Here is a 12,801-nt window from a genome sequence, read left to right on the forward strand (position 1 = left end):
CCGGATCCCGATGCACGTCCGGAGCCGCCACCACCAGACGGGCACCGACCTGCAACGGCCAGAAGAACTCCCACACCGACACATCGAACGTGAACGGCGTCTTCTGCAGCACCGTATCCACCGACGTCAACCCGTACTCCGCCTGCATCCACAACAGACGATTGACGATGGCCCCGTGCGAGACCGCCACACCCTTCGGACGACCCGTCGACCCCGACGTGAAGATCACGTACGCCGTGTTCGACGGCCGCAGCCGACCCCGACGCTCGTCGGCGGTGATCGGCGCATCCGAGAACGCCGACACATCCGCGGCGTCGACCGACACCACCGACCACCGGCCACCACCGTCGAAACCGGTGTCGCTCGTCGTCAGCACGACCACCGGCTCCGCCACCTCGAGTACGTACTCGTTGCGCTCGACCGGCTGGTCCGGATCGACCGGCACGTATGCGCCACCGGCCTTGACCACCGCATACATCGCGACCAGCAGATCCACCGACCGGCGCATCACGAGTGCCACCCGCGACTCCGGTCCCACACCCGCGGACACCAGGTACCGGGCGAGGCGATTGACCCGGGCATCGAACTGCCCGTACGACAACGCCGCATCGGAGAACACCACCGCCGCGGCGTCCCGGGACCGCTGCACCTGCTCGTCGAACAGATCGACCAGCGTCGCCGACGAGTCCACCTCGCGGGCGGGCCCCGTCGACGCGACGGACAGTGCGGACCGTTCCTCCGGAGACATCAGTTCCGCGTCGCCGACACACGAACCGGGATCCGCCACGACCGTGCCGAGTACCCGCACGAACCATGTCGCGAACGACTCGGCCGTCGTTCCGTCGAACAGGTCGGTGGCGTAGGTCAGTTCGACGGGTACGTCACCGGCGTCGGTCGGTGCGACCACGAACTCGAGGTCGACCTTGGCGCCCGCGGCGTCGATGTCCAGTCCGCTCGCGTGCAGTCCCGCGAACTCGACGTTCTGCCGGTCCAGGTTCTGGAACGTCAACATCACCTGGAACAACGGATGATGCGCCTGCGACCGAACCGGATCGAGCTCCTCCACCAACCGCTCGAACGGCACATCCGCATGCGCGAACGCACCCAGATCCACCTCACGGGTACGCGCCAACAACTCCTCGAACGACTCACCCGGATCCACCGACGTCCGCAACACCAACGTGTTCACGAACATCCCCACCAGATCGTCGAGCACCTGCTCACCACGACCGGCCACCGGCGTCCCCACCGCCACGTCGTCCCCACCGGACAACCGCGACAGCAACACCGCCAACGCTGCATGCACCACCATGAACTCGGTCGTGCGGTGCGCTGCCGCAGCGGCGCGCACGCCGGAGTACACCCGCGACGGGATCGAGAACCGATGTACCGCACCGTGTCCCGAGGCCACCGCCGGACGCGGACGATCGGTCGGCAGATCGATCGATGACGGCAGTGAACCGAGTGTGTTCCTCCAGTAATCGAGTTGGCGCGACACCACCGACCCCGGATCCGACGCCTCCCCGAGCAGCGCCCGCTGCCAGATCGTGTAGTCCGCGTACTGCACGGGCAGGTCGCTCCACACCGGCTCCGCGCCCGCTGCCCGGGCGGAGTACGCACCCAGCAGATCCCTGGTCAGCGGACCGATCGAGAAGCCGTCTCCCGAGATGTGGTGCAGCACCACGACCAGCACGTGGTCGTCGGCGGCCAGACGCAACAGATGCAGCCGCAGGGGAACGTCCACGGTGACATCGAACCCGTCCGTGGCGAGTCGCGTCACGGTCTCCACAACCGCGTCCTCGTCGACGTCGAGTGGTGTGAGGTCGATCGCGACGGCGTCCGCGGCGAGAATGTGCTGGTATCCCACACCGTCGATCTCGGGGTAGACGGTGCGCAACGTTTCGTGACGCGACACCACGTCGCGCGCAGCTGATTCGAAGGCCGGCACATCGAGACGACCACGGATCCGAAGCGCCGCGGGGATGTTGTCGACCGCGGATCCGGGGTCGAGTCGGTTCAGGAACCACAGTCGCTGCTGCGCCGACGAGAGCGGGACCCGTTCCGGGCGCGGGCCCGCCACGAGCTGCGGACGGACGGCGCCGTCGCCGGATTCGATCGCGCGATCGACGATCCGGGCGAAAGCAGCCACGGTCGATGCGTCGAAGAAGTCCGCGACCATCACGGTGATGCCGTACTCGGCGTTGATGCGGGCCACCGCACGTGTCGCAAGCAGCGAGTTGCCGCCGAGCGCGAAGAACTCGTCGTCGGCACCGACCCGGTCGGCGCCGGTGAGGTCGGCGAACACGGCTGCGATCGCGCTCTCGGTATCGGTGGCCGGTTCACGGTATTCGGCGCTGTGGGTGGCCAGTTCCGGTGTGGGCAGTGCCCGGCGGTCGAGTTTGCCGCTGGCGCCGAGCGGGAACTCGTCGAGGACGACGTACGTGGCGGGAACCATGTAGTCGGGAAGCCGCTCGCCGAGGGCTCGAACGAGCTGGTCGGTGTCGACGACCTCGGATGCCTCGGGGACGACATAGCCGACGAGGGTGTCACCGACGGTCTCATCGGCGTACACCACGACGGCGGCCTGGGCGATCGACGGTAGATCGAGCAACGCGGATTCGATCTCGCCGAGCTCGATGCGCAATCCACGTACCTTGACCTGGAAGTCGCTGCGGCCGATGTACTCGAGAGCACCGTCGGCGGCGCGGCGGCGCACCAGGTCGCCTGTGCGGTAGACACGGGCACCCCCTGCGGCACCGGGGTGCGCGACGAAGCGTTCGGCCGTCAGTTCCTGTCGGGCGACGTACCCGCGGGCGAGTTGTACGCCCGCGAGGTACAGCTCACCGACGACACCGTCGGGCACAGGTCGCAGGGCGTCGTCCAGGACGAGCAGGTCGGTGTCGGCCACCGCGACGCCGATGGGAACGGACACCCGGTCCGCTTCGGTCACCGCGTGGTAGGTCACGTCGACGGCGGCTTCCGTCGGGCCGTACAGATTGTGCAGTCCGGCGCGACTGATCGCGCGGAACCGCGCGCACGTCTGCGCGGGGAGCGCTTCGCCGGACGCGAAGACGTAGCGCAGGTCGGGCAGGTGGGCCGCGGCGGGCTCCGCGACGAACACCGACAGCATCGACGGCACGAAATGCGCGACGGTGACGCCGGATTCACTCATCACGCGGGCGAGGTCGGCGGGATCCCGATGCACACCGGATTCCGCGACGACCAGGCTCGCACCCACCTGCAGCGGCCAGAAGAACTCCCACACCGACACGTCGAACGTGAACGGCGTCTTCTGGATCACCACGTCCTCGGGCGTGAATGCGTACTCGCGTTGACGCCAGTCGAGGTTCGAGACGATCGCGCGGTGCGCGACCCCCACACCCTTCGGGCGCCCGGTGGACCCCGAGGTGAAGATGACGTAGGCGAGGTTGTCGGCGTGCAGAGGTGCCTGCCGGTCGGTGTCCGTGAGCGGCTCGGGCGACCGATCCGACACGTCGGCGGTGTCGACGTCGATCACCGGAACGTCGGCAGGCGAATCGGTGGTCCGGTCACGCGAGGTGGTGAGCAGACACGCGGGACGCGCGGTGGCCAGGACGTACCGGTTGCGCTCCGCCGGCTGGTCCGGGTCGATCGGCACGTACGCGCCGCCGGCCTTGACGATCGCGTACATGGCGACGAGCAGGTCGAGCGAGCGCCGGATCGCGAGTCCGACCAGCACGTCGGGTCCGACACCGCGCTCGACGAGCAGCCGCGCGAGTCGGTTCGCGCGCGCATCGAACTCGGCGTACGTCACAGACGTGTTGCCGTACACGAGCGCCGTCGCGTCCGGGGTGCGCGCAACCTGTGCCTCGAACCGGGACACGAGGGTGGCGTCGGTGCGCTCACCGGTCGCCGGGTCGGCGGCGCCGGCCCCCACCGCGTCGGCGAGCAGCATCGCGACCACACCGTCGAATCCCCCGTCCGTGGCCTCCACCACACCCGGCAGGGCACTCGACAGGACGATCGGGACGAGCGCTTCCGGCCCGAGGGTGCCGCCCATCGCCGTGTCCATCGCAGCGAGTTCGCGATCGAATCGCGCGTAGTCGAGGTCCACTCCCCCATGTGTCAGCGCGACGCGCTCCGGGTCCGCCGCAGCGACCGCGGCGACCAGCCGCGGCAGGTCCCCGATCGTCAGTGCCTGCTGCCTGGGTTCGCCCACGGACATCGACCGATTCCTCCACTTGTCGTCTGGAAGGACGGCGCGCGCTCCCCCGTTGCGCGGCCGTCCCCTGTCACGGTGCTCACCCTAGTGGCCCGGGGCCGGTGGCCCCGTGTGCCGGTCAGCGGCCTGTGCACCGTCCGCCACCTGCTGGGCTCGTTCCAGCAGCACGGCGAGCAGTCGAGCATAGCCGTCCGCACCGAGTGCGGGCAGAATGCCCGGGACCAGCCCGTTGAGCGCGACCGAGACCAGCGCTTCCGGGGGCAGCGACGCCCCCATCGAGGTGCGGACCTCGTCGAGCCGGGCGGACAGTTCACCGAAGGACACGTCACGTCCGTCGTGGGTGAACGCCCCCGCTGCGGCAGCGACCTCGGCGGCGCGGGCCGCGAGCTCCGGAAGATCCGCGACCGTCTTCGGACGGGCCGCCTCGATCGCCGCGAGTTCCCGGTCACCGACGATGTCCACGGACCGCAGGGCGGCGTGCGGGTCCGCGACGAGCGCAGCGAGGACGTGTTCGAACCGGTATCCGAGCGTGTGCACGGTGCCCGCGTCGAACAGATCCGTCGCATAGGTGATCCGCACCCGCAGTCCGGCGGGCAGACCGTCGTCGTCGAACTGTTCGACGACGGTGAACTGCAGGTCCAGCATCGCCTGTGTCCAGCCCTCGTCGAACGCCGACAGGGTCAACCCCGGCAGGTCGATGCTGCCCAGCGCCATGTTCTGGAACGAGAGCATCACCTGGAACACCGGCGAGTACGCGCTCGATCGCTGCCGGCCGAGCAGGTCCACGACCCGCTCGAACGGAAGGTCGGCGTGCGCGAACGCCGCGAGGTCCCGTTCCCGCACGTCCGCGAGCAGATCCTCGAAGCGGGTACCGGGTGCGACGTCGGTGCGCAACGCCAACGTGTTGACGAACATGCCGACGAGATCGTCGAGCGCACGCTCACCCCGACCCGCCACGGGAGTACCGACGACGACGTCGGTCTCACCGCTGAGCTTGCCGAGGAGCACCGACAGCGCGGCGTGCACGACCATGAACGTGGTCACGTTGTGGTCGCGCGCCACCGCGTCGACGGTGCGGGCGGTCTCCGCTCCGATCACGAACTCGTGCACCGCACCGCGCATCGACCGGCGCGGAGGCCGCGGCCGGTCCGTGGGCAGCGCCAGGACCTCGGGTGCACCGGCGAGTGCCCGCGTCCAGTGGTCCATCTGCCGCGACAGAGGGCTGTCGGGATCGTCCTCCGAGCCGAGGACGTCGATCTGCCACAGCGCGTAGTCCGCGTACTGCACGGGCAGCGGCTGCCACGAGGGCACCTCACCGGCCGTGCGCGCCGAGTACGCGACCATCAGGTCGCGCGTGAGCGGCCCCATGGAGGCGCCGTCGCTGCTGATGTGGTGCACGACCACCGCCAGGACATGATCGTCCGGACCGAGCTCGAAGAGCGCGGCACGCACCGGCACGTGGGCCGCCACGTCGAATCCGCGGTTGACGAACTCGGCGACCACGGCAGGTGCCGACTCGGTGTCCACCGTCGTCACCGGAAGTGCGGGTGCGGCATCGGCGAGGGACAGCACGACCTGTCCCGGCCCGTCCCCGAGATCGGGGTAGACCGTCCGGAGCACCTCGTGACGGGTCACCACATCGCGCATCGCCGCGGCGAGTGCCTCGACGTCCAGGCGCCCCGACATCCGCAACGCCACCGGAATGTTGTAGGCGGAGGACTCGGGATCCATCCGGTTGAGCACCCACATCCGCTGCTGCGCGAGCGACAGCGGAACGGTCTCGGGTCGTGGCCGCGCGGTGAGCTCGGCTCCGCGACCGGTGCCGGCGAGCGCCTCGGCTCGCGCGGCGAGTGCCTCGACCGTGGACGCCTCGAAGACGATGCGCACGGGCACCTGAGCGTTCAGTTCGCGGCCGATCCGCGCGACGAGTTGGGTCGCGACGAGCGAGTTGCCTCCGAGGTCGAAGAAATCGTCGTCGAGACCGACCCGCTCGACGCCGAGCACCTCCGCGAACACCGCCGCGACGATCTCCTCGACCGGCTCGGTCGGGGCCCGGAAGGTTCGCACGCCGAGTTCCGGTTCGGGCAGCGCACGACGGTCGATCTTGCCGTTGACGTTCAGCGGCAGCGACTCGAGCACCATGATCACCGACGGCACCATGTAGCTCGGCAGTGCGACGCCGAGGTCCGTCCGCACCGCATCGACGTCGAGATCGACGTCCGCTGCCGGAACGACGTACCCGACGAGCATGTCGCCGGTGACCGGATCGGACTTCGCGACGACCACGGCGGAGTCGACGTCCTCGCGGGCGCGCAGGACGGATTCGATCTCACCGAGTTCGATGCGGAACCCGCGCACCTTGACCTGGAAGTCGGCGCGCTCGATGTAATCGAGTTCGCCGTCCGCGCGCAGCCGGACGATGTCACCGGTGCGATACATGCGGTCGCCCGGGGCACCGAAGGGGTCGGCCACGAAACGGTCGGCGGTCAGATCGGGCCGGCCGTGGTAGCCGCGTGCCAACTGGACACCGGCGATGTACAGCTCACCGTGCACCCCGGTCGGAACCGGGTGCAGCCGGTCGTCGAGGACGTACAGGCCGGTGTTCCATTCGGGACGTCCGATCGGCACGGTCGTCGTGTCGGCGTCGGTGACGGTGTGAGCGGTCACCGAGACCGCCGCCTCGGTCGGACCGTACAGGTTCAGCAGCTGTGCCCCGCTCGCCGCGCGGAACGCCTGCGCCACGCTCGGCGGCAACGCTTCACCGATCGCCAACACGCGACGCAACGACTCCGGCAGTTCACCCCCCGACGTGGTGAGCAGCATCGCGAGCATCGACGGCACGACGTGCAGCGTCGTCACCTTCTCGCGGCCGAGCAGATCCAGCAGGTACTCGGGGTCGCGGTGCCCGTCGGGCTCCGCGATCACCAAGCGCCCGCCCGCGACGGACCACGACCAGAACTCCCACACCGACAGGTCGAAGGTCGCGGCGGTCTTGAGCAACACCGAATCGGATTCGTCGAGTTCGAATTCGGCCCGCTTCCACAGCAATTGGTTGACGATGGCCGCGTGCGGCACCGCAACCCCCTTCGGCCGACCCGTCGACCCGGACGTGAAGATGACGTAGGCGGTGTTTCCGGACCGCAGCGGAGCGAGCCGATCCGCGTCGGTCAGCGGCGTGTCCGCGTACCCGGTCAGGTCGAGTCCGTCGACAGCGATCACCGGGTGGTCGCCGGCCACCGCCTCGTCGGCAGTGGTCGTCAGCACGCACACCGGCGCCGCCGAACCGAGCACGTACGCGTTGCGGTCGGCGGGCTGATCCGGGTCGAGCGGGACGTATGCGCCGCCCGCCTTCGCGACCGCGTACATCGCGACGACGAGATCCACGGAACGACGCAACGCGAGCACCACGCGGCTCTCGGTCGTCACCCCGTGAGCCACGAGATACCGTGCGAGTCGGTTGACGCGCGCATCGAACGCCCGGTACGTCTCCGAGTCACCGCCGTAGGTGACGGCAGGCGCATCGGGGTGCGCCGAGACCTGCTCGTCGAACAGATCGACGAGTGTTGCGGCGGTGTCCACGTCGCGACGCGTGTCGTTCCACTCGACGAGGACGCGGTCACGTTCGGCGGGGCCGAGCAGGTCGAGATCGCCCACGGGCAGCGTCGGCTCGGCGACGATGCCGGCCAGCAACCGCACGAATCGGTCGGCGAACGAGGCGACCGTCGATTCGTCGAACAGATCGGTGGCGTAGCTGAACACGGCGGAGATGCCGTCGGCCACACCGCCGTCGTCGTAGCGGTCGCTCACGATCAACTGCAGGTCGAACTGGGCGACGCCGTTGTCGATCTCGAGTCCGCGCACCGTCAGGTCCGGCAGTTCGAGGGCGGGGTTCTCCATGTTCTGGAACAGGAATCCCACCTGGTACAGCGGATGTCGGGCCGTCGACCGCACCGGGTTGAGTACCTCGACGAGTCGCTCGAACGGCACATCCGAGTGCGCGAAGGCCTGCAGGTCCGTCTCGCGGACCTCGTCGAGCAGGTCCGCGAATCCGATGTGCGGTTCGACCTGGGTGCGCAACACCAGTGTGTTGACGAACATGCCGATCAGGTCGTCGAGTGCCCGCTCGCCGCGGCCCGCGACGGGGGTGCCGACCGCGATGTCCGTGGTACCCGACAACCGCGCGAGCAGCGTCGCGAACGCGGCGTGGGCGACCATGAACAGGGTCGTGCCGTGGACGCGGGCGAGCGCGGCGAGCTGTCGGTGCAGGTCCGCGTCGATCTCGAAGCTCAGGTACCCGCCCCGGTAGGACTGTGCACTCGGCCGCGGACGGTCCGCCGGAAGGTCGAGCTGATCCGGCAGGTCCGCGAGTGCGCGGCGCCAGTACTCGATCTGCGCGGCGGCCACCGACTCGTCGTCCTGTTCGTCGCCGAGGACCTCGCGTTGCCACAGCGCATAGTCGGCGTACTGCACGGCCGGCGGCGCCCAGGCGGGCTCCTGGCCGGTGTGTCGCGCGGCGTACGCGACCATCACGTCCCGCGCGAACGGGCCCATCGACGACCCGTCGGCCGCGATGTGATGCACGACCAGGCCCAGGACGTGCTCGTCCGGCGCGACCCGGAACAGTTGCAGCCGCAGCGGGACCTCCCCCGTCACGTCGAACCGGGTCCCGGCGAGCGCGACGAGCAGTTCCGGCAGCTGTTCGGCCGTCGCATCGACCACGTCCAGCTCGGTCACCGCATCGCTCGGGGGCAACACGACCTGGGCGGGGCCCGAGTCGGTCTCCGGATAGACGGTGCGAAGCGTCTCGTGCCGCGCGACGACATCACGGACGGCGGAACGCAACGCGTCGACGTCGAGGACGCCCGACATGCGCAACGCCATCGGAATGTTGTACGCGGCTGCGGATCCGTCGAATCGGTTGAGGAACCACATGCGCTGCTGCGCCATCGACAGCGGGATCTCCGCGGGACGCTCCCGCGGGGCCAGCCGGGCTCGGCCACCGGCTCCGATGTGCGATTCGAGTCGCGCGGCCAACCCCGCGACGGTGCCGTCTTCGAAGAGTTCCCGCACGGGGACGTGCGCATCGATCTCGTCGCCGAGACGCGCGACGACACGCGTCGCCGCGAGCGAGTTGCCACCGAGTTCGAAGAAGTCGTCGTCGCGGCCCACTCGATCGATGCCGAGCACGTCGGCGAACACCGCGGCGACGGTCTCCTCGACGGGAGTGGTGGGGGCGCGGAATGTCCGCACCTCGAACACCGGGTCCGGCAACGCCTTCCGGTCGACCTTGCCGGACGCGTTGAGCGGCAACGCATCGAGCACGAGGATGTGGCCGGGCACCATGTACGCGGGCAGGCGTTCCGCCAGCACCGTCGTGAGGCGCTCGGTGTCGTCGGTGAGGTCCACGCCGTCGGCGCCGGTCACGTACGCGACGAGTTGGTCTCGGCGCACCACGACGACGGCGGACCCGACCCGCGCGTCGTCGCGCAGGACGGATTCGATCTCACCGAGTTCGATGCGCAGGCCGCGCACCTTCACCTGGAAGTCGGTGCGCCCGATGTACTCGAGATCACCGGAAGTGTTCCAGCGCACCAGGTCACCGGTGCGGTACATGCGCACACCCGGTTCCGGCGCGAACGGATCCGCGATGAATCGTTCCGCCGACAGGTCCGGGCGCCGCACGTACCCGCGCGCAACCTGCACGCCCGACAGGTACAACTCGCCCGCGACACCCGGTGCGACCGGACGCAGTCGGTGGTCGAGTACGTACGCGCGGGAGTTCCACACGGGCACACCCATCGGCACCGCCGTGCCGAGCTGCACCGGCACCGCACATTCGGTGGCGTGGACCGTGAACTCGGTGGGGCCGTACAGATTGTGCACTGCGACAGCCGGCAGCGCGCTGCGCAACCGAGTGACGGTCTGCACCGGCAACGCCTCACCGGCGACCTGCACCGCACGCAACGACGTGCACGATCCGACGGACAGTTGCTCGACGAACACGTCGAGCATCGACGGCACGAACGACACGAGTGTCACCTCGTGGTCGTCGATCACCGAGGCGAGGTACCGCGGGTCACGGTGGCCGTCCGGCTCCGCGATCACGAGTCGGGCACCGGACGCGAGGGTCGCGAACAGCTCCCACACCGACACGTCGAACGTGAACGGGGTCTTCAGGAGCACGACGTCACGCTCGGACAGGGCGAAACGGTCACTGATCCACCGGATCTGGTTGACGACCGAACGGTGTTCGACGGCCACGCCCTTCGGACGACCGGTGGATCCCGACGTGAAGATGGCGTACGCCGCGTGACGCTCGCGCAGCGGCACGAGACGCTCGGCGTCGGTGATCGGTGTGTCCGACAGTCCGGACAGGTCGACCGCGTCCACCTGCACCGTCGTCCACCGACCGGTGTCCGATCCGGAATCGGCCGTGGTGAGCACGACGGCGGGCTGCGCGACGCCGAGCACGTATTCGTTGCGGTCGGACGGCTGATCCGGGTCGACGGGCACGTACGCACCGCCGGCCTCGATGATCGCGTACATACCCACCATCAGGTCCACCGAACGGCGGATCGACAGGCCCACCAACGTGTCCGGTCCCACACCGAGCGTGATCAGGTGGCGGGCGAGACGACGGACTCGCGATGCGAACTCCGCGTAGGTGAGCGAGGTTCCGTCACCGACCAACGCGACGGCGTCGGGTGTCCGCTCGACCTGTTCGCCGAACAGGTCGGCGAGGGTGCGGGTGGAGCCGAGGTCACGAACGGTGTCGTTGCGATCCTCGAGCACCCACCGCTTCTCCGCGTCGTCGAGCACATCGACGGCGCCGACCTGGACGGAATCGTCCTGCGCGACCGCGGTGAGCACCGTGACGAACCGGCGCAGGATCGCGGCGGCGCTGTCGGCGTCGAAGTGATCCGGCAGGTACCGCAGTTTCAGGTGCAGACGGTCGTCCATCGTGACGAGCAGTGTCAGCGGGAAGTTCGTGGAGTCGTCGGCATCGATGCCGTCGATCACCATGCCGTCGAGGAGATCCGCCTGCGCGGCGAGCGCCTCCCGGTCGACCGGATACGACTCGAACACCACGAGGGTGTCGAATCGTGCTGCCGCACCGGCGACCTCCTGGATCTCGGGCAATCCCAGGTAGTGATGATCCAGAAGGCCTGCTTGTTCACGCTGGACCCGCGTGATCAGCGACGCGAGTGATTCACCGTCGTCGAGGCTCACCCGCACGGGCAGCGTGTTGATGAACAGACCGACCATCGACTCGACTCCGGCCAGTTGCGGCGGCCGACCCGACACGGTGGCACCGAACACCAGGTCGTCGCGACCGGTGGTGCGCGCGAGGAGGATGCTCCACGCGGACTGCACGATGGTGTTCATCGTCACGCCGAGCCGGCCCGCGAGGGCGGTGAGCCGACCGGTGAGATCGGTGTCGAGCGCCGTGTCGAGGTGCTCGGACAGCGCGGTGTACTCGGTGCCGGACATCGACGATGCCAGCAACACCGGTTCGTCGATGCCGGCGAGGGCCTCGGCCCACGCGTCCAGCGATCGGGCACGGTCCTGCTCGGCGATCCACGCGAGGTACGAGCGGTAGCTGCGCGGCGAGGGCAGTCCGTCGTCGCCGCGCAGCGCGTACACGGTGAGCAGTTCCTGCATGAGCAGCGGCATCGACCACCCGTCGAGCACGATGTGGTGGTTCGCGAGCACGAGTCGGTACCGGTCGGAGTCGACTCGTACCAGCGTGAACCGCACGAGCGGCGGGGCCGCCATGTCGAAGTGCCGTGCCTGATCGTCGGCGAGCAACGCCCGCCACTGCGCCTCGCGCTCGGTGTCGTCGGCGATGTGCGTGAGATCCACTTCACGCCACGGGACGTCGACGTCGTCGAGGACGACCTGCACCGCGGTTCCGTCCGCGGCCGTCACGAAGGCGGTCCGCAGATTGGAGTGTCGGGCGACCGTGCGCTGCGCGGCGAACCGGAGGCGGTCCACATCGACGGCACCGGACAGCGACAACACCATCTGGACCGAGTACACGTCGACCGAGCCCTCGGCGAGCATCGCGTGGAACAACAGACCCGACTGCAGCGGGGCCAGCGACCACACGTCGGCGACACCGTCATCGACGAATCGGTCCTCGAGGAGATCGAGGTCGCGCTGCGACAGCGCGACGAGCGGCACGTCCGACGGGGTGAGCCCACCCGCGCCGGGCCGGGTGACATGCGTTGCCAGCGCCGACAACGCCTGCACCCACAGGTCGGCGAGCGCGGTCACCTCGTCCGACGAGAGCACACCGGTCGGGAACGCGAACGAGGCATCGAGAACCGCACCGTCGGCGCCGTCGTTGACGATCGCGTTGATGTCGACGACCTTGTTGGCCGGCATGTCGGCATCGCCCGGCGCGGTGACGCCCGCGACATCGTCGGCGGGCAACCAGGGCAGGCCTTCGAAGCCTTCCGGGATGTCCTTCGTGCCGACGCGGCCCAGGTAGTTGAAACTGACCTGACCACCCGCGAACCCCGCCAACACCTCACGCGACTCGTCGTTCAGATACCGCAACAACCCGAAACCGACACCCTTGTCCGGAATCGCCAGCA

2 protein-coding genes are annotated in these 12,801 nt (G+C 69.1%); both read right to left on the reverse strand.

The features are described from left to right. On the reverse strand, nucleotides 1-4,204 hold a 4,204-nt coding region (locus LDQ05_RS17385), incomplete at its 3' end, for a non-ribosomal peptide synthetase (protein WP_226438205.1). Between the two features lie 81 nt (nucleotides 4,205-4,285). Then, nucleotides 4,286-12,799 (reverse strand): non-ribosomal peptide synthetase, encoded by an 8,514-nt coding sequence (locus LDQ05_RS17390; protein WP_226438206.1) that lies wholly within the window; start codon nucleotides 12,797-12,799, stop codon nucleotides 4,286-4,288. Between the last annotated feature and the right edge of the window lie 2 nt (nucleotides 12,800-12,801).

The sequence above is a fragment of the Rhodococcus yananensis genome (assembly GCF_020515525.1).
GTDB lineage: Bacteria > Actinomycetota > Actinomycetes > Mycobacteriales > Mycobacteriaceae > Rhodococcus > Rhodococcus yananensis.